Origin of the sequence: Lysinibacillus sp. NPDC093190 (assembly GCF_050280425.1) — a bacterium.
Taxonomy (GTDB): domain Bacteria; phylum Bacillota; class Bacilli; order Bacillales_A; family Planococcaceae; genus Lysinibacillus.
The window spans coordinates 320,976-341,301 of record NZ_JBNNVG010000001.1 but is presented as its reverse complement, the minus strand read 5'-3'; the positions used below and the strand labels follow the sequence as shown (position 1 = coordinate 341,301).

Below are 20,326 nucleotides of genomic sequence, written 5' to 3'. Positions count from 1 at the left end.
TAACCTCTATTGCGTATGCCAGCCTGTATAACTAGCAATAACTTTATGCATAGAAACTTTAACTTCATTTTTATTATGTTCTAAATTTCCTTTTATGCAGCATGGACTGTTCATGTTGCTCTTGATTATTCTTATAATAAATTGTTAGGCATTACAACTACATTACCCGTTTAAACATTTTTTCCACTTCATAAGTTGTAAAATGAATAAGTACTGGACGTCCATGTGGGCATGTAAATGGATTGTCTGCATTACGTAAATCTTGCAATAAAGTGTCCATTTGTTCTTTCGTTAAATAATGATTGGCCTTTATCGACTTTTTACAGCTCATCATAATTGCTGCCGCCTCACGTAATTTTTTGACGTCCGCCTTTTTAGTTGTCAGCACCTGTTCAATTAAGTCCTCAATAATTTCTTGTTCTTCCCCCTTAGGGAACCAACTAGGATGCTCTCTCACGACAAATGAAGCCTGTCCAAATTCCTCTAAAAATACGCCAACAGCTTCTAACTCCTGTCTATTTTCTCTTAATATAAGAGCCTCGTCAGCAGCATAATGGAAGGTCAATGGAAGCAATAAAGCCTGACGCTCATTTGGGTTCACCTGACCGACCTTTTCACGGAAAAATTCATATTTAATACGCTCCTGAGCAGCGTGTTGATCAATTAAATAAAAGCCATCCTCCATTTGTGCAACAATATATGTGCCGTGAATTTGCCCTACCACTTCAAGCGCAGGGAATGGTTCTTTAGCTGGCTCATCCTCTAGAATTTCCACCGGCTCCTCTAGCTTCACTTCTTCAGGAGGAATTACTTCCATCATCGTTGTCGGTTGCCAGCTATCTTCAATATCAGCAGGAACAGATTTAGGTTCTGGCACTATAGGCTCTAATGCGTTCGACTCCTGAACAGTTTGCACATCATAGAGCTTTTCTACAATAGCATTCATTTTCTCCACATCAAGCTTTGGTGCTGGTTTCCATATATTTAACTGCTCCGTCGCAGGCTTTACCACTTTCTCCTTCTTTTCCATTAGCGGTACTCGAATAACATGGCGGATTTTCTCTCGTATTGTTTCCTCAATTAACTTTAGAAGCTCAGGCTCTTTACTTAAACGTACTTGATGCTTGGCAGGATGAACATTGACATCTGTTAAATAAGGATCTCCCTCTATATAAAGCGCTACAATTGGAAAACGTTCAATGGGCAAATACGTATGATAGGCATCTACAATCGCTTTTTGTACTAAATAATGCTTCACCCAGCGACCATTCACAAACAACGACATATAGTTTTTCGAAGCACGAGTTACCTCAGGTAGTGATACGAAGCCAGAAATTTTATAATCATATGACTCTCCATTGAATGCCACCATTTTCTTAGCATTATGCACACCGTAAATGGCAGCTAACACTTGCTGTACGTCACCTCGTCCATTTGTTTGTAACAATTGCTGACCGTTATGCAATAATCTAAACGCAATTTGTGGATTTCCGAGTGCAAGACGGTTCATCAGATCAATTGTATGTCCAAGCTCGGTCTGTATTGTTTTCATATATTTTAATCGAGCAGGTGTATTGAAAAATAGCTGTGCTACTGTAATATCTGTTCCCTTGCGCAAAGGGCCAGGTTTATGAGTAGCAACATGCCCACCCTCAAGCTCTAAATACGTTCCCGATTCACCATTAGATGTAATGAGTGTCATTTTTGACACCGATGCAATGGAAGCTAATGCCTCACCACGGAAGCCAAGTGTACGAATTCGAAATAAATCATGCTCCTGATGAATTTTACTTGTCGCATGGCGAGAGTATGATATTAATGCATCCTCTTCATCCATACCACTACCATTATCAATGACTTGAATTGAAGTGAGGCCCGCTTCTAGTAAAAAAACATCAATGGACGTACTTCCTGCATCAATGGCGTTTTCAACAAGCTCCTTAACTACAGAGGCTGGTCTTTCAACTACTTCCCCTGCCGCGATTTTATTGGACAGCCACTCGTCCATAATTTGTATTTTTCCCATAGCGCATCACTCCTTTACTTTTTTGCGTTTACTAGTTGCTGCTGTAGTTCGTATAAAATATTCATCGCTTGCATTGGTGAAGTACCTAGAATATTTACTTTTTCTAGGTTTTTAAGCACCTCTGTCTCTGCTGGAGAGACTGGTTCTTCCTCCGTAAATAGTGACATTTGCACTGGCTTTTCAACTACTTCTTGTACCACGGCTACTTCGTTTCCAGCTTCATTTCCAGCCTCGAAGTTTTCAAGTAGCACTTGTGCTCTTGTTAAAATTTCCTCTGGCAATTGTGCAAGCTGTGCTACATGAATTCCGTAAGATTTATCGGCAGCTCCTTTTTTCACCTTATGCAAAAAGACAACCGTGCCATTTTTTTCAGTAGCAGATACGTGTACATTTTGCAGTCGAGGAAGCTCCTTTTCAAGTGCCGTCAATTCATGATAGTGAGTTGAAAATAGAGTGTTTGCTCCAATTTTGTCATGGATGTATTCCATCATGGATTGAGCAAGACTCATGCCATCATAAGTAGATGTCCCACGACCAATTTCGTCAAACAGCATTAAACTATTTTTTGTAGCATGTGTAATCGCGTGCTGAGATTCTAACATCTCCACCATAAATGTTGATTGTCCCGCAGCTAAATCATCTGCTGCACCGATGCGTGTAAAGATCTGATCTGTAATTGGTAATTTAGCTTTTTCTGCAGGCACATAACAGCCCATTTGTGCCATGACAACAATTAGTGCAACCTGACGCATATACGTACTTTTACCGGACATATTCGGACCAGTAATAAGCATCATATTGTTATTTTCCTCAAGTACACAATCGTTTGGTACATACATTTGCTTATTGAGCATTTTCTCTACAACCGGATGGCGCCCTTCAATAATTTCTAACGAACGTCCACCATGAAACTCAGGCTTTGTAAAACGATATTTCTCTGAAACACTTGCAAAGCTTAATAGCACATCTAGCTCACTAATGCTTGCCGCCAAAGCTTGGACACGTGGAATAAATTCCTTTAATTCATCACGTATTGCCACAAATAAGTTATACTCTAACGTTAAACTTTCTTCCTCAGCATTTAAAATTAATGCTTCTTTTTCTTTAAGCTCTTGTGTAATATAACGCTCGGCATTTGCCAACGTTTGTTTACGTTCATAGCGTGTTAAATCAGCTAAATGGATATTAGATTTCGTAATTTCAATATAGTAGCCGAAAATTCGATTGTAACCGATTTTTAAGTTTTTAATGCCTGTTTTTATCCGTTCCTCTTGCTCTAGCTGTGCAATCCAATCCTTCCCATTACGAGAAGCATAACGTAGTTCATCTAAGCGCTCATCATAGCCATCTCGAATGACGTCACCCTCTTTAATCGTAATTGGCGGATTGTCTGTAATAGCACGAGCTAATAGCGCCTCTACATCCGCACACGTATCAAGTGCAGCGCCTAGCTTTTGCAACGTTTCTTTATTGGTACTAAGTAATTGCTGCTGAATGGTAGGTACTTGACGTAATGAATCACGTAGCTGTGCTAAATCACGTCCTCCAACATTACCAAAAGCTACACGCCCAGCTACACGCTCTAAATCATATACTTGTTTTAAAGAGGCTTGTAGCTCCGTTCTTACAAAATACTCCTCCAATAAATCAGTGACGGTTGCTAGTCTAGCTTCAATGGCAGAATGTGAAGCAAGTGGTTGGTGTAACCATTGCTTTAACTTTCGTCCCCCCATTGCTGTCACTGTGTCATCTAACAACCATAAGAGTGTGCCCTTTTGATCGCCTCCGCGAATTGATTGAATAAGCTCTAAATTACGCTTAGAGCTAGAATCAATACGTAAATAATTTTTCATTTCATTGTAGGTAAATGCTTGAATATGTGATAATGAACGCATTTGTGTTTTATCGATATAAGCTAGCAAACGAAGGCAAGCCATCTGTAAATCATTTGGCACCGCATCTAAATAATGTCCAGCTTTATCCAACGTCATTCCATCTGTTTCAATAGAAAGGACGATACCCGCGTTTACTGCATGCTCTGCCAATAGAAGTTGCAAACTTTCCGTTACAATTAATTCACGAATACCATATGCCTGCATTTGCAATAAAAGTGCTTTACTGTCGCCCTCAATCAGGGAGGCTACTGCTTCACCTGTAGATAAGTCTAAATAAGCGTAGCCATATGTCGTATCGTCGAATTGCTCCGCAGCACCAATAAAATGATTGGTTTTACCATCGAGCGACTTACCTTCCATGATCGTACCTGGTGTAATAAGCTGTACGACTTCACGCTTCACTACACCCTTTGCTTGCTTTGGATCTTCTGTTTGCTCACAAATTGCAACCTTATAGCCCTTTTGCACAAGAGTTTCAATATAATTTCTTGCCGAATGATGCGGAACGCCACACATTGGAATACGCTCTTTTGCACCCGCATCTCGGCTCGTTAATGTAATTTCTAAAAGTTGAGAGGCATTAATAGCGTCCTCAAAAAACATCTCGTAAAAATCGCCTAATCTAAAAAATAAAAAGGCATCCTTGTAATCTTCCTTTACCTGCAAATACTGTTGCATCATTGGTGTATATGTTGTCATTTTAAAAATTCCCTCGCTCTATCCATATAGATATTTTTATTATAACAAAAGATACATGCGAAACGCTTAATTCACCTTTTTTAAGATGCTAGCGCTTCGCATGTATAAAATCTTTAGTATTATCTTGATCTTTCATCAGGAAACGATGAGGACTCTAAAACATACCTGCCTTCTTCACTTGAGCTAGACGATGAGCTGGAACTGGAGCTAGATGAAGACGAGGATGAACTCTCATCAAAGTTCCATTCCTCTTCGAAATCTAGTGGATGTACACTAATGCAAATCGTCGTTTCTCCCATTACCTCTACAACTACTTCACGTTCTACTACGATTTCAAACTTCGTACCACATGGAGAGATGATTGCCTCTATGCAGTTTGGCTCTTGAATGACACGTACACGAACATCATCACCAGCACTCACTTCGCCTTCTCTAAAAGAAAGCTTCACTTTGTCTTTATAGTGCACCGTTTCAGAAAACACTGCTGTTTTCGAATGACTACTATAGGCATACCATACATTGACATCAAATTTCCCTGATACTTCTACAAATTTACCGACTTTTTTCGCGGAGCAAGTATGATTGATGACCCAGCAACCGAGAATACTCGTCGGCTTATTTGATGGACTTAATGTTACACGTTCTTCCGTTCTCTTCTTCCCTTTGGCAACTACTGCTCTCGTCACGATTTGTCGTAAACGTTTCAGCGCAATTCCTCCTTCGACTCTTTTCACTCCATCATATGCAGGTAGCGCCTATTGGGTGAACATATATTTTTATAGAATCGAATTACTGACTTTTTTCATACTATGTTGTCTGAATTGCGCCAATTTCCACGAGTTTTGAAGAAGTACACATAAAAAAAGCTCGAATGACATCATTCGAGCTATTACTTCTATTATGTTTATGAGCAGCTGCCCGGTGTTGTATTGGCTACGTATGAGCCAGTTTCTCCACGAAGTACATCTCCACCAGTTGAGCGAACAATTTCATTTGTAACATTGTTAGCAATTGTGTTCGAAACTAATTGCAATAAATCATTTACATCACCTTGAGATTCTTTAAATTGTTGAACCACTGGGATCGCGTTGATTTCTTCTTCGATTTTTTCGATTTTATCTTCAATTAATTTAAGCGCTTTTTCTTTTCCTAAGTGTTGGAAGTTAACAGCTTGCTTTTGTAGGCTTTTTAGACTTGCAATACGCTCACGTACTTGTTGGTTTTCATTAATTTGCGCTTCTGCCTTTTTGAAAAATTCAACTTCTGGCGTATTGGCAATCATATGCGCAATTTCGTGTGACTTCTTGATTAAATCATCTTTTGTATATAATACTTGTGACATTTACGCTTCCACCTTTTCATTTTTTATTACTTCTACGAACTCACCACTTAGTGAATAAGAAGTAGCTTCAACTATTTTTACCTTCACTAATTGACCAATTAGTTCTGCTGGCGCTTTAAAGTTTACAAGACGATTTTTACGAGTATAGCCAGCTAACACATCCTCGCGTTTTTTACTTGTACCTTCGACTAATACTTCTACAATTTCACCCTTCAAGCCCTCTAATGCTTTGCGAGAGTATTCCCCTACAACCTCATTTAAACGGTGAAGACGTTCTTTTTTCACTTCTTCAGGTACATTATCCACCATTTTGGCAGCAGGTGTACCTTCACGAGGAGAATAAATATAAGTAAAGGCCATTTCAAAGCCTACTTCACGGTACAAGGATAATGTCTCCTCAAATTGCTCTTCTGTTTCATTAGGATAGCCTACGATAATATCAGTCGTTAGTGTTACTTCCGGAATAGCCGCTTTAATTTTCGCTACTAATCCAAGGAAATGCTCACGTGTATACTTTCGCGCCATAATTTTTAGCACATCATTTGAACCAGATTGTACTGGTAAATGAATATGTTCAACTAAGTTACCACGTTTTGCAAGAACTTCGATTAAATGATCATCGAAGTCACGTGGATGACTCGTTGTAAAACGAATTCGTGGAATATCAATTTTTCGTAATTCATCCATTAAATCACCAAGTCGATATTCAATATCCTCAAAATCCTTACCGTAAGCGTTGACATTTTGCCCCAGCAGCATAATTTCTTTATAGCCCGCAGCCGCTAGTTCACGAACTTCAGCAATAATTTCCTCTGGACGGCGACTACGCTCCTTACCACGCGTATAAGGTACGATACAATACGTACAGAATTTATCACAGCCGTACATAATATTTACCCAAGCTTTGATGGATCCAAGACGTTTTTTCGGCAGATTCTCAAGAACATCGCCTTCTTTAGACCAAACCTCAATGACCATTTCCTTAGACATATATGCTTCTTTTAAAATGTTCGGTAAACGGTGAATATTATGTGTACCAAACACCATATCGACATGAGGATAACTTCTTAAAATTTTATTTACAACGGATTCTTCCTGTGACATACAGCCACAAACTCCGATCAGCATTTCTGGATTTTTACGTTTATATTTTAGTAGGAAGCCAAGCTCTCCAAATACTTTGTTTTCCGCATTTTCACGAATGGCACACGTATTCAGTAGCACGACATCAGCCTCATCAATTACATCGGTAGGCGCATAACCTAGCTGCATAAAAATCCCAGCCATAACTTCCGTATCGTGCTCATTCATTTGGCAGCCATACGTACGAATATAAAAAGTACGCCCTGTGCCTATACCTGCAAACTCTTCTGCAATGTTAAAGTCTTTATGGTACTTAACTTCTTCTTTCCCACGTTTTTTAGCATCTTTTAATGAAGGTGCCGTAAAGACCGTTTCAAAATATTTACTATAATCCTTTTCAGGCTTGTCTTCTTTTTTTGGTTGATTGACTTGTTGATTAGCTAAACGTTGTTCCTCATTCATCGCAATCAGGTAACTCCTTTCAAACGAAATCCATGCATTTGAATTCCCATTTTACTATTATACTGAATAATTGCAACATCCTACAAGGTTTGCGTACTAAATGTCGCGGTTTAGACTTAATTACTCTTAGCTAGATGAATATTTTCGATTGGTTGCGGGGGACGTCAGTTTTGCGGGAGGGGAGCTATCTGTCGGTTTGGCAGTTTCATCCGTCACTTCGTCGGTTCTTTCCGTCGCTTGGACGATTCCTTCCGTCGCTTTGGCATATCTTTCCGTCACTTCGCCGGCTCTTTCCGTCGCTTTGCTCAACCAATCCATCACCTCTCTGAAGCCCATCCACCACTCTTCCTAAAAATAAAAAATCACCGAAGATATCTATCAACGGCGACAATTATTATAGTTCTATATACTGTTTTTTGCGTTGATCAAACCCAATTATTGATTGAATGCCATAGCTTTTTAGTAACTCTATATTCGCAAAGGTGTATTTACCTAAATCGTCTGGGAAATGCGCATCTGAGGAAACTGTAAAGGCTACACCATGTTCAATTAAAATTTGCAAGAAATGGGGGCCAGGGCACATTTCCTTTACTGGATAGCGATAATATAAGCCGGCATTTATTTCAGTGGCAGTTTGTGTGGTCACAAGTGCCTTAGCAATTCTTTCATACCACGAATCAAGAAAAGCCGTATCCTTCACTTGATAGTCAAACACTTTAAAGTTGTCCAAATGTGCCACAAAATCAAACATATTCGAGAGGATCATTTTTTCTACTGTAGCAAAAAATCGTGCAAAGTTTTCCTGTAAGGTTGCGGTGTTCATATCCTCAAAAATGTATTGTGTTTGAGGGTTATCAAAGCCCCAGCCATCCACAAAATGGACAGATCCGATAACATAATCCCATGGATATCGTCCTAATAATGATGCTAATTCTTCCTCACCACCGACAAAATAATCTGCCTCGATGCCAAGCTTTAAGGAAATACCATGACGACTCCACTTTTCCTTTGCTCGATTAATAGCTAACACAAAATCATCCATGCTTTCCGTCATCACACGATCAAGCCAGTAACGCTGAACTCTACCAACTTCATTGTTATCTAACTGCATATAACGCTCGAAGTATGCTCGCGTCTCCTTGAAACGATATAGATGGTCCACAATTCCAACCTCGCGCAAACCAAGCTGCTTTGCTTGTTGTAAATATAAATCTAACCATTCCTCACTATAGCAACCACTTTGTAATCGCTGTGATAACTGCTGCATTTGCAACTCTATAAATGCTTTAGAACCTTTTGCTATTCCTTCATCTTCATTAAAAAATCTAATTGCCTGAGAAGTACGCTCTAACCAACGAAATGAATATGGGCCCTCCTCTAAATGTACATGATAATCAATCATCCGCATTTCCCTCCATTGCATACTGTCCACTTTTCCTCATACGCTTGCCACTCCAATGGGCAAGCTATATCGCAAAGAATTTCTGAGCACTCTTCTATGTGACATATTTGATAAAAGGACTTACCATTTATTTTAAATGCATCCGCTAATAAAAAGTTCACCTTGCTACGATCAAGCATTTTTTTAGAAATTAACGATTCATCCAAATCATAATCGTATACGATACCTTCACTTATTCCACCACACGATATAAATGCTTTATCAAAATTCATATTTCCTAATAATTCTAATGTCATAGCTCCTGTTACTGAGGATTGCCTTGGATTTGTCGTTCCTCCAAGTAATATGACCTTCCCCGTCATCCGCCGCTCTTCTATAGCCAAATTAAATTGTACAGCTGCAGCGATCGAATTGGTTACGACAGTTATATCATTGACTGCCAATAAAAAATCTGCAATATGCACCGTTGTTGTGCCTGTATCAACCGCAATTGTATCCCCGTCACATATACGTCTAGCTGCTAAACGAGCTATATTACGTTTAGCCTCTTTTTGCATTTGAAGCTTCCGCAAAAATGCTGGTTCATTTCTAACGTTCGTATACTTTACAGCTCCTCCGTGTACTCTCGTTAATAAATGCTGTTGTTCTAGCTCATCAAAATCTCTACGAATCGTTTCTGGTGCCACTTGTAATTCTTCTGCAATATTGGCAACAACAATTTTCCCATCAACCTCTAACTGTTTTAAAATAAATTCAAAACGTTCAATTTTTGCATAGGTCATGATAATGCAATCACATCTTCTTTCGCTACATAACACATATATTTCTTACCCAGCTCAATTGAATGCCCTCGTTGATGTAGCTGCTCCATCGTAAAGATACATTCACCCTCTAACGTTGTTCGGATAACATTGCCACTCATTAATGACTGCTTCGCCTCTCCAGTAATACAAACATCCCCCTGTCTCTGATTGAGATGAATCGCTTCTGGTCGAATCGCAAATTTTGAGTATTCTTTTGGCAATGTCTCGCCAATCATTTTCTCTAGAACTTGACGCGTAAAGACATTGTAATGTCCGATAAAATTAGCGATAAACTCACTTTCAGGGCTTGTATAAATCGCAGTAGGTGTTCCGCTTTGTGCAATCATGCCATTATTCATAACAAATATTCTGTCGGAAACAGCCATCGCTTCCTCTTGGTCATGCGTAACTAAAATCATCGTGATGCCTAGCTTTTGTTGGATAGCTCTTAAGTCAGCTTGAAGTTTCTTACGAATTTGGGCATCTAGCGCACTGAGCGGCTCATCTAACAGCAATACCTTTGGACGTACAATTAAAGCACGAGCAAGGGCAACACGTTGCTGCTGACCGCCAGATAATTCTTTCGGATATGAGTTGGCTTTTTCACTTAAATGCACGATCTCAAGCATTTCTTGAACACGTTGGTCCACTTCAGCAGTATTTACTTTTTGCATGCGTAAACCAAAGGCTACATTTTCCTTCACCGTCATATTTGGGAATAGAGCATATGATTGAAACACCATACCAACCTGACGATCCTTTGATTGAACACCAATCATATCCTTACCTTCAATGATAATTTTTCCAGCAGATGCATCTGTTAAGCCTGCTAAAATACGTAAAATGGTACTCTTACCACAGCCACTTGGACCTAAAAGAGTTATAAATTCACCTTTTTCAATCTTCATATCTATATTTGATAAAACCGTCGTTAATCCATATTTTTTATGAAGTCCTTCAATCACAATATAGCTCATAGATTTGTAGCACCTTTCGATCGTTTCGTTAATGTTGCAATAGCGAACGTTAATAAGCCCATAAGAACGATATAAATAAAGACAACTGCACTAGCAATATGTCCACTTGTACTAAGCTTCTTCATTAAATAAATTTGCACTGTTTCAAAGCGAGAACCAACGACAAGATTAATCAATACAAACTCTCCAAAAAGCACGGAAAACGATAATAATGCACCAGCAAATAAACCAGGGTAAACAGTAGGTAACAATATTTTGGTAAATGCCTGCAATTTCGATGCTCCCAGTAATTGTGCTGCATCTAAAAGCTGCCGTGCATCTACATTTCGCAAACTATTGCGTGTCCCTTGGTAAATGTATGGTAGAATACCGATAACATAGGCCCCTAAAACTACTAAAATCATCGGCACACCAAATTTACTGTAAACACGAATGAGTCCGACTGCTAAAATAATTCCTGGAAATGAATACACCATCACAACAGCCATCTGAATCCATTTTTCGTATTTTGGAAAATACAACACGATTACGAATATGGCCGGTACGATAACGAGCAATGCGATCATTACAGCTCCACCTGACAATAAAACAGAACGTCCAAACGCCTGTATAAATTCGGCATCCTGAAATAATGTAGCAAGCCATTTAAATGTTAATCCTTCTGGCAAAATGGTTTTATTCCAATTCGTCGCAAAGGCATAAAGCATTGTTGCAACAACTGGCAACACTAAATACATCATTAACAGGAGGAAAAATAAATCTGCAAAGCCTCTTTTTTTCACTATAATTTCCTCCTTGTTTTTGAAATGCTCCATTCACTTAATAGCATTGCCGTCACCATCGTTACTGCTAGTATTACGGCAATAGCACTTGCCAGCTCTGGTTGGGCAAAAATATCTCCCTTAATAAGAGAACCAATACGAATGGCTACTAAATTGTAATTACTGCTAGTTAACGCGTAGGCAGAGGCATACGCTCCCATTGCATTGGCAAACAATACACTAAATGTTCCAACAATCCCAGGAAGCATAACAGGGACCCCAATCTTCATCCAAAACTGCCACGTAGAAGCTCCAAGTAGTGCCGCAGCTTCCTTCCATTGTTGCTGAATTCCATCATAAATTGGGTATAAAAGCATTAATGCTAATGGTAGCTGAAAATAAATATAAATCAGTAACAAACCACCCCAGCTATATAGAGAAAAGGACGATAATGTGCCAATTCCCCATTTATCAAATAGCAATGTAAAGAGTCCACTATTGCCAAGTAATACGATAAACGCAAATGCTAACGGAATACCTGAAAAATTTGATGTTAAGTTTGTCAGTATTAAAATCTTTTCACGCACTGGCTCAGAAAATCTCATAATCGCATAAACTGCAAATAAGGTAACCATTAAGGCAATGACTGCCGAAATAACGGACAGTGTAATACTATTTTTAAAGCCTTGTAAAATGTAATCGTTCGTTAGTACAGATTTATATTGTGCGAGTGTAAAACCATCACTATTTTGAAAGCTTGTGATTAGCATATACAGTAACGGTACTAAGAAAAATAACAGGACAAGTACTAGAAAAGGAGAAAGCCAGGCAACTGTTTGCCGCTTTGAAATCAAACCCATCACTTCTTTCAATATTTAATAGCAGCCATTTAAATTAATAAAAATATTCGCGCCCTGAAACTAGCAAAGTAGTCATAAGTGGCGAAAGGTGAGAATAACGATTTTATCCATATTAATTAGAGGAAGCACACTTCTAAAACGACTACTTATTATTCCCAATGGAAGCTTTGCTCTGTGACAAAAGCAAAGTGGTAGGAGCACTCGATTTGCCCCCGCTACAATCAGTTAAAGATGGGTATACATAAGCTACAAAAAACCTTTTATATTGGCTCGTCATACAAAATTAGAGATGATATTTGTTAAAACCTATACCATATATAAGTTGATTGGAGTGGAGGCAGGGCGACTCCTTCGGATTAGCGTCACAGATGAGACCCTGGAGCGAGCAACGCGAGTGAAGCGGCCCCCAGGAAGCTCTGCTCTGCGCGAAAGCGAAGCGTCAGCAATTGTTTTATCTGTGCGAAAGCGTAGCGACAGCAACAACAAAGCGCCCTGCCGGAACGGAAATCAACCCCACGTTATGGTGATACCCTCTTTAAATCACTCAATAATAAACCTTTTCCCCTAATCGACATACCTGAATAAATATTGATAATTAAACCTTTTTTAAAGATTGCATCCCCTCTAATAACAGAGGAACCATTTCATCAGATGGTTCGATTTTCAATAAATGACAGCATAGCGGAGCAATTTGTAACTGTGATACAATCTCATCCTTAATGCCTGCTTTAACGTGATTCGAAATAACAAACATGGGCACATGGCGATCCTCAGCTGTTGTGCCTCCATGATTACCATCACTCGTCATCCCATGATCAGCTGTCACGATAACTTCATAGCCCTGCGCAAGACATTTTGGGATAAATAAAGATAATAAAGCATCAACTGCTAAAACACGATTTCGATATTGTGCCGAGTCAGCTGTAAATTTATGACCATCATCATCTACATTCATCGGATGAATATATAAGAAGTCCGGTTGCTTATTATCCATAAGCCAAGCAGCCTCAGCAAATAAATGACTGTCTGGATAGTGATCCTCAAAGTAGAACAAGCCATTCTCAATCGGCAATTGAGTATCTAATTGTAACCTGTCCTCCATATGCACAAATGGTGCACGATTGTATAGCTCACTGACCCAATAATAGGCAGCTGCTGCTGTAGAAAGACCATTTTCTTTTGCTAAATGAAATAGACTATTTTGCGTGGATAAACGCACTGTCATATTGCTCGTTACTCCATGTACAATGGGTGGTGTCCCCGTTAAAATCGTTTCATATAAAGGCCTTGATAGTGACGGAACCTCTGAGCAAACCTTGTAGCGTGCTGAAATCTTACGTTCAACTAAATGGTGCATAAATCCCATATGGGTACAGGCTGTATCAAAGCGAAGTGCATCGACGACAATTAAGACAACTTTATTATTTCCCATGAATTAATACCTGCTCTTGATATAGTTGTGGAATTTGCTTTGTTGTTTCTTCCCATTTCTTTTGGTCTTTTACTGGCTGTGCATTTTTGTACATTTCCGCAGGTAATAATAGCTTTTGAACATCCTGAGACAATTGAACCTTGTCACGAATTGGACGAGCATAACCCTTCGCTAAATTTTCTTGTCCTGCATCTGATAAAATATATTCACGAGCAAGCATTGCTGCATAAGGATTTTTGGCGTATTTATTAATGATCGTTGCATAGCCTGATGTTACAGAGCCTTCTGATGGAATGACGACATCAAAACGTTTCTCATCAATTTGGTGTCGATAGCCAAGTGCATTAAAATCCCATAAGATAGCTACGTCAATTTCGCCTTTTTCCAAATTCGCTACAGTTGGATCTCCTTTTAAACGCCCTTGTTTTGCTAAGTCTGCAAAAAAGTCTATTCCTGGTTGAATATTCGATTCATCGCCACCAAATGCCATAGCAGCTGCTAAAATAGCAAACTGTGCTTGATTTGCTGTTAAAGCATCACCAATGCTGACAGTGTAATTTCCGTTTTTAATGTCTTCCCAAGATTTCGGGGCATTTTTGACGTTGTTTTTATCAGTTAAAAATGAAATGGTTCCAGTGTAACCCACGATCCAATGTCCTTCATCATCCTTTGCCCAGTCAGGTATTTCATCCCAATAAGATGTTTTGTACGGTAATGTTAAACCTTTGTCCTTGGCAATCGGTCCAAAGGCAATTCCGACGTCACCAATATCCGCAGTGGCATCATCCTTTTCTGCCTCAAACTTTGCTAGCTCCTCAGCGCTCGACATGTCTGTATCCTTATGCTTGAGGCTATATTCAGTACCAAGATCTCCCCAAGTCTCTACCCAGTTAGCCCATGTATCTGGCATACCGACAGAATTTACAGTTCCTTCTTCTTTTGCTTTTTTCGTCATCTCTTCAAGTGTCAAATCACTTTTCACTTCATTCGAACCAGATGAACCGTCAGAACAAGCTGCCAACATTGAAATTGCTAATGCTCCGATTAGACCTTTCTTCCACAACTTTTGAATTGCCATGAGTTGGAACCTCCATTTGTTTATGTTTGTTTTCATTTGCCTTACAACACTTATGTTAGGAAACAAACATTAAGCAAGTATGGAGGACGTTAAAATATTCAGTAAAAATTATTAAGGAATTATTAAAATCTATGAACAATTATTAATTGAAGGGGGATTGTAAAATTTTTAGAGGAGTAAGTAGGAATCTAGTTCTGTATGCGCACGTTTATGTAGCTTTCCAAGACGTGCACACACTCTAGATTAATTTTATAAACCAAGAAAATCTGCATATGTATGTGGCTCGTTTTCCTTTAAAATTGTTAAAAATGTAAAGGCAAGCTGTACAACTGACCACCATCTCATATTGTAGGACATCTCAAAGCGAGCAGGTTCTAATGTAAAAACATCTTGAAAAATATCAAGTGGATCAATTTTTTCATCTTTTAATATCGAGAGAAAACCTAAAAACAACGTATGGTCCTTGACCTCAATCACTTTTCCGTCAACAAGCGCATCAATATTTTCTGGTTGCTGAAAATTACATTGTGTCGCTACATACCTTTCTAATTCCTGGGCACGTTGTCTTTCTTCACGTTCTCTTTTCTTTGCAATAAAATCAATGACGTTATCCACGTGCATCGCCTCTTCTTTTTTTCTTTTATTGTAGCATTTTTTACAATACTATTGCCCGAACACACTCCCCATTTTTTCCATTTACCAAAACAAAAAGAATGATATTAGCAAATTTGCCATAATCATTCTTTTCTCAAGATATTTTATCAGGTGTGTTAACCAACCTTTTTATTAATTAAAGGCTCGTCATCATAGCGTGGGGTTGATTTCCGTTCTGGCTGGGCACTTCTTTGATTGGGATTGGGATTGTAATGGTCACTTTCCCTCCACCAACTGTTAAATCATTGCCAATTAGCAGTATGCCACCATGACTCTGAACAATTGATTGGGCAATATAAAGTCCCATCCCATGGTGATTTCCTGCATTTCTGCTTGGATCTCCGCGATAAAATTGTTTGGTAGCCTCATTTAAATCTCTCGGAGAAAATCCACTGCCGCTATCAATAACGGTAAATTGAATAAAATCAGTGGCATCTTGAACAGTTAATGTCACCTTTCCATTTTCAGGAGTGTGCTCTACAGCATTGGCAATGACATTTAAAATCGCTCGATAGAACTGCTCTTCATCGATAAATATAAGTGCAGGTAGCATTTCCTTTTGGACATCTACTTGAAGTTTTTTTTCCATCGAAAGAGCTCTCATTTGATGTTCTACTTCCATCATAAATTTATCCATTTTAACATTCGTTTTTTCACGAACGATATTTTTCTCCATTTTCGATAAATCGATTAGCTCTTTCGTAAATTTTTCTATTTCCATTGTATTTTTCAAAATATAGTCATTATATTCTCTTTGTATATCATCTTGAACAGTATCCTGTAAAAGCTCTGCATTCCCTCGAATAATTGTAAGAGGTGTTTTCAGATCGTGGGCAAGAGCAGAAATTTGTTCTCTACGGGTCTGTTCTGATTCCCATTGCTGTTTTAAGGAGCTGTTTAAGGCCTCTCTCATATGCTCAAGAGAAATGGATATTTCATCTATTTCACGGATTCCTGAAGAATTTATCGTAAAATCCAAATTTTGATTTTGTATTTTTTCAATCGCTTCCTGCAAGCCAAACATTTTTTTCTTAAGACTTCTACCAAAGTGGATAGCAAGCACAGTTGCATAAGATACTATCCCTATAATAAACACTAGAAATTCTAATAGTTGTGGATTAGGCAAATATTTTCTTAAAATTTCTGAACTATACTGAGGTACTAAATAATATCGTAATATACAAATCTCATTTTCTCGCTCTATAAACGAGTAAAATTGGGAACTATTTGAAGTTTCTCCTTTTTTCATTACATTCCATGCCTTAAAAGCTTCCTTTTCTGAAAGATTCCCTGCAAGAAATTGTCCATCTTTAGAAAAAACAGCGTAGTCAACAAGGTCTGGAATAATATCAGCTGTAATCGAACTACTAGACGCAATGCGTTCCTTTGATAATGAAATCTGAGTTTCTGCATAATTTGCGGGCAAAACGATATTGGCAGAAAAAGTGAATAAAAATATACTAAACAGTAGTACTACTAATAAAATTGTGCCTATACATAGGAAAAAGAGATATCGAAGAAAAAAAGTATGTAAACGTGTTCCTTTATTAGGCTTTATTGTCTCCATTTATATCCGATCCCCCAAACAGTGTCAATGACGTCAACATTAAAGGCATGTAGCTTTGAACGAATATTTTTTATATGCTCAGTAATAGCCGTACTGTCACTCTTCCCATCAAACCCAAAAATCGTTTCATAAATCTTTTCTTTAGAAAACACTTGTCCTCGATTTCGAGCTAGAAATTCGCATATTTCATATTCACTTTTTGTCAGCATTACCTTCTCCTCATTTACAAATAGCTCTTTGCCAGATAAATTGAAGTGAATGTTATCCACAAAAAGGATGCTACGTCTTTCTCTTTTTTCGCGTCTCAAATGTGCATTCACTCTTGCACGTAGCTCCCCAATTCCAAACGGCTTGATAATATAATCATCTGCGCCAAGACCAAGACCATACATTAGATCTTCCTCCAATGATTTAGCCGTTAAAAAAAGGATAGGACAATCTACAGCATGACGTATTTGGCCACATAAAGTGAATCCATCAATTTCGGGCATCATTACATCTAATAAAATTAAATCGAAGGCACCAAGATCCATTTTACTGACTTCTGTCGCATTAGATACTGCCGTTACTAAATGTTCGTCTTTTAGTAATGCATTTTTTATCAATACTAAAATATCTTTTTCATCATCTACTGCTAATATTTTTGCCATACTTCTACCCTCATCATTTCTTCATACCCTAATTATCAGACTTTCTTCCTTCCCATTTCCAAAACCATAAACAAGATAGGAATAATGCTAGCAATGTTCCACAAACTGAAGCAATAATACCTTTCTGTAGTCCTGTTTCCACCGTTGATAGGTCAAGCCCCGACGCCTTCATTTCCCATAATGAAACAAAGTGACCACCCCAACCATAAGGTATAAATGACCAAATACCATCACCTAGTCCAGTGAGTAATAAGGCTACTATTAGTGATCCCACAATACCTAATCCGATTGAGGCGCCTTTCCCAAAATGAAGACTAACAAAAAAATGTAAAATATATAAAAATACATAGCTTGCAAATAGTATGCATCCAGCTATTAAATAAAATTGAAAATTAAAAGTATCCTCATGTAAAAGTTCAATAAAACCAACACTAAAAATACCAATGGATAATAATACTGCACCAAAACTAAACAATAATAAAAGTAGTAGCTTACTTAAAAATGCTATTATTTTTGTTTTAGAAGCTGTTAGCATCTCCTGAAAATGTCCTGCAGTTGCTTCTTGCTCTGATGCCATTGCACAAACTAATCCAATGATAATTGGAAATCCACACGAGAGAGCCTGAAAATAAGCTGATACTTTCCAATCAAAATTCCATGGTGAATATGAGTAGTATGCTAAAAACAGCCCAGAAATAATAATAGGTACAAGGAGATGAATTAGTAAAAATGGCGTTCTTTTTATTTTAAGAAATTCTGCTCTCAGTAATCTTAACATTACCATACACTATTTCGCCTCCCTTTTCTGAAACCAACGTGCAGTTAGGAAGCTGATTAAGGCAAACCATGCTAGAGCAAGTAGTATGCCTGGAACTATAGTCGACATGCTTAATAACGGGCTGCCCTCAGGCACTGGCAGACCATTTGGTAAAATCTCTAATGTTGGACATATTAGTCTTGCTGTAATAGCATAAGGAACGCTATACCAAAACTCTCCATTTGCTAGTGCAATCATACCAGCAATATTGCCAACTAAATTTATTAAAATAGCCATATAAGTTCCTAATTTTGCCGCAAGGAATAAACAAAGTGGAATTTGCCATAAAAACGTTACGAAAATTAACAAACTACCTGTAAGACTATTTATGAAAGTAAAGCTATTGCCAAAAAGTATTCCACCAGTAGTAATTCCTGCAAAGAAAATAAGTGTAGTTAATAACAACCAGGCACTACATGCAAGTATTTTCCCAAACCAAGTCTTCTTAAGATCGAGCGGCAATGCGAGAATACTATGATATTTCAATTTAGCATCTTTTTCGATCACCAATGCACAACATATCGTCAGTGCACCCGGCAGAAGCATTGTATACCACCAATTATAAGCGCCACTTTGAAAAAAACTTCCTCCCATTAATACTGCAGTTAGTAATATCGCCACAATGGGCGCTAGCCAAACTAATTTAATAATAAAAGTCTTTTTCCATTTTAATCTTTCAGCCTTCATAATTGATATCATGTTACATGCCTGCCTTTCTATTAGCAGACACTACCTGCATAAATAATGATTCTAATTCCTGACCTTGAGGGGCAATTCCCTGATAGCCTAATTTCCCTCCCGCAATAATACCAATTTCATCAACGACCTGCTCTACCTCTGACAGGATGTGGCTAGATAAAATGACCGTAATACCTTGCTCTGGAAAAGATCGGATCAGCTTTCGAAGCTCTTGAATGCCGATTGGATCGAGGCCATTTGTTGGCTCATCAAGAATTAAAAGCTTTGGATAGTTTAATAGCGCAATAGCTATTCCTAGGCGTTGTTTCATCCCTAACGAAAACTGTCCAGCTCGTTTTTTTCCTGTATTGGTCAAGTCAACAATTCTTAATACTTCATCAATACGCGATTCTGGCAATCCGAGGGCAATCGTTCGAACCTTGAGATTTTCTCTTGCCGTTAAATTTTCATAAAGCGGTGGTGTTTCAATTAATATACCAATGTCTTTTAAATCATTGCGATTCCATTCACGTCCATTAAAAAGTATCTTTCCTGCATTCGGACGCAGCATCCCTGTAATCATTTTTAACGTTGTTGATTTCCCTGCACCATTTGGACCGAGCAAACCATAAACAGTATTGCGTGGTATCGTTAACGACAAGTCCTCTACAATTTTTTGCCCCTTAAAGCTTTTACTAAGGTTTTCTGTTTGTAAAATAATATCTTCCATAATCATCTTCCTTTCGATGATTATAGTGTAAAAAATGATTATAAGGATTTTATAAGGATATCGAAGATTTTTGTGAGATTCACTATAAAAATCAATCTGGTCAAGGTTTGTGAATGTTGTAGTGCTTCACTTTTGCACAAATGCCCCCCTTACTGAAGTTTCATTTTATGACTATATATTAGATTGATATGCTTTAAGAAATAGTTGATTGGAGTGGAGACTGGGCGACTCCTTGGGGATCAGTGTCACAGATGAGACCCTGCAGCGAAGCGAAGCGGCTCATCGGACGCCCCCAGGAAGCTCTGCTCTGCGTGAAAGCGAAGCGTCAGCGGCAAAGCGCCCGATCGGAACGGAAATCAACCCATCGTTTTGCCAAAAAGCCATTCTTTATTTAATATAACGTCTTAATT

The 20,326-nt window shown here is 38.4% G+C and carries 19 protein-coding genes; all 19 read right to left on the bottom strand.

Translation table 11 applies throughout. The features are described 5' to 3' along the window. Positions 1-157: 157 nt before the first annotated feature. The 19 genes from mutL to ACQKOF_RS01505 all read right to left on the bottom strand — a co-directional run bounded on the left by mutL (position 158) and on the right by ACQKOF_RS01505 (position 19,916). Positions 158-2,026 carry a DNA mismatch repair endonuclease MutL gene (mutL, locus tag ACQKOF_RS01595; RefSeq protein ID WP_427553013.1) on the bottom strand — a complete coding sequence of 623 codons (1,869 nt, stop codon included), beginning with the start codon at positions 2,024-2,026 and terminating at the stop codon, positions 158-160. 14 nt (positions 2,027-2,040) lie between these two features. After that, positions 2,041-4,620: a DNA mismatch repair protein MutS gene (gene mutS / locus ACQKOF_RS01590; protein WP_427553011.1), complete on the bottom strand. Its 2,580-nt coding sequence runs from the start codon at positions 4,618-4,620 to the stop codon at positions 2,041-2,043. 119 nt (positions 4,621-4,739) lie between these two features. Next, positions 4,740-5,354 (bottom strand): outer spore coat protein CotE, encoded by a 615-nt coding sequence (cotE, locus tag ACQKOF_RS01585; protein ID WP_427553009.1) that lies wholly within the window; start codon positions 5,352-5,354, stop codon positions 4,740-4,742. Positions 5,355-5,524: 170 nt separating this feature from the next. Continuing rightward, positions 5,525-5,962, bottom strand: coding sequence for a RicAFT regulatory complex protein RicA family protein (locus ACQKOF_RS01580; RefSeq protein ID WP_370042771.1), 438 nt, complete (start codon positions 5,960-5,962; stop codon positions 5,525-5,527). Next, a complete protein-coding gene (gene miaB, locus ACQKOF_RS01575; protein ID WP_427553007.1) occupies positions 5,963-7,507 on the bottom strand; it encodes a tRNA (N6-isopentenyl adenosine(37)-C2)-methylthiotransferase MiaB in 1,545 nt (514 codons plus the stop codon). A 126-nt stretch (positions 7,508-7,633) separates the two neighbouring features. Next, on the bottom strand, positions 7,634-7,843 hold the full coding sequence (locus ACQKOF_RS01570; protein WP_427553005.1) for a hypothetical protein: 210 nt from the start codon (positions 7,841-7,843) through the stop codon (positions 7,634-7,636). A 58-nt stretch (positions 7,844-7,901) separates the two neighbouring features. Continuing rightward, positions 7,902-8,909 (bottom strand): histidinol phosphate phosphatase domain-containing protein, encoded by a 1,008-nt coding sequence (locus ACQKOF_RS01565; RefSeq protein WP_427553003.1) that lies wholly within the window; start codon positions 8,907-8,909, stop codon positions 7,902-7,904. Beyond that, on the bottom strand, positions 8,906-9,691 hold the full coding sequence (locus tag ACQKOF_RS01560) for a DeoR/GlpR family DNA-binding transcription regulator (RefSeq protein WP_427553001.1): 786 nt from the start codon (positions 9,689-9,691) through the stop codon (positions 8,906-8,908). The genes ACQKOF_RS01565 and ACQKOF_RS01560 overlap by 4 nt, the downstream gene beginning before the upstream one ends. Further along, positions 9,688-10,689, bottom strand: a complete 1,002-nt coding sequence (locus ACQKOF_RS01555; RefSeq protein WP_427552998.1) for an ABC transporter ATP-binding protein — start codon at positions 10,687-10,689, stop codon at positions 9,688-9,690. Before ACQKOF_RS01555 ends, ACQKOF_RS01560 begins: the two co-directional genes overlap by 4 nt. After that, positions 10,686-11,471, bottom strand: a complete 786-nt coding sequence (locus tag ACQKOF_RS01550) for an ABC transporter permease (RefSeq protein ID WP_427552995.1) — start codon at positions 11,469-11,471, stop codon at positions 10,686-10,688. Before ACQKOF_RS01550 ends, ACQKOF_RS01555 begins: the two co-directional genes overlap by 4 nt. Then, complete coding sequence (locus ACQKOF_RS01545; RefSeq protein WP_427553155.1) at positions 11,471-12,310, bottom strand: ABC transporter permease; 840 nt, start codon at positions 12,308-12,310, stop codon at positions 11,471-11,473. Before ACQKOF_RS01545 ends, ACQKOF_RS01550 begins: the two co-directional genes overlap by 1 nt. Positions 12,311-12,905: 595 nt before the next feature. Further along, positions 12,906-13,742 carry an alkaline phosphatase family protein gene (locus ACQKOF_RS01540; protein ID WP_427552993.1) on the bottom strand — a complete coding sequence of 279 codons (837 nt, stop codon included), beginning with the start codon at positions 13,740-13,742 and terminating at the stop codon, positions 12,906-12,908. Next, positions 13,732-14,820 (bottom strand): ABC transporter substrate-binding protein, encoded by a 1,089-nt coding sequence (locus ACQKOF_RS01535; RefSeq protein WP_427552991.1) that lies wholly within the window; start codon positions 14,818-14,820, stop codon positions 13,732-13,734. The genes ACQKOF_RS01540 and ACQKOF_RS01535 overlap by 11 nt, the downstream gene beginning before the upstream one ends. Positions 14,821-15,069: 249 nt before the next feature. Next, complete coding sequence (locus tag ACQKOF_RS01530) at positions 15,070-15,441, bottom strand: 2-oxoglutarate ferredoxin oxidoreductase subunit beta (RefSeq protein ID WP_427552989.1); 372 nt, start codon at positions 15,439-15,441, stop codon at positions 15,070-15,072. Positions 15,442-15,610: 169 nt separating this feature from the next. Next, positions 15,611-17,041: a sensor histidine kinase gene (locus ACQKOF_RS01525; protein ID WP_427552987.1), complete on the bottom strand. Its 1,431-nt coding sequence runs from the start codon at positions 17,039-17,041 to the stop codon at positions 15,611-15,613. Next, positions 17,029-17,691 carry a response regulator transcription factor gene (locus ACQKOF_RS01520; RefSeq protein WP_427552985.1) on the bottom strand — a complete coding sequence of 221 codons (663 nt, stop codon included), beginning with the start codon at positions 17,689-17,691 and terminating at the stop codon, positions 17,029-17,031. Before ACQKOF_RS01520 ends, ACQKOF_RS01525 begins: the two co-directional genes overlap by 13 nt. A gap of 28 nt (positions 17,692-17,719) precedes the next feature. Then, a complete protein-coding gene (locus ACQKOF_RS01515) occupies positions 17,720-18,475 on the bottom strand; it encodes a lantibiotic immunity ABC transporter MutG family permease subunit (protein ID WP_427552983.1) in 756 nt (251 codons plus the stop codon). 3 nt (positions 18,476-18,478) lie between these two features. After that, positions 18,479-19,207: a lantibiotic immunity ABC transporter MutE/EpiE family permease subunit gene (locus ACQKOF_RS01510; protein WP_427552981.1), complete on the bottom strand. Its 729-nt coding sequence runs from the start codon at positions 19,205-19,207 to the stop codon at positions 18,479-18,481. Between the two features lies 1 nt (position 19,208). Further along, on the bottom strand, positions 19,209-19,916 hold the full coding sequence (locus tag ACQKOF_RS01505; protein ID WP_427552979.1) for a lantibiotic protection ABC transporter ATP-binding protein: 708 nt from the start codon (positions 19,914-19,916) through the stop codon (positions 19,209-19,211). Between the last annotated feature and the right edge of the window lie 410 nt (positions 19,917-20,326).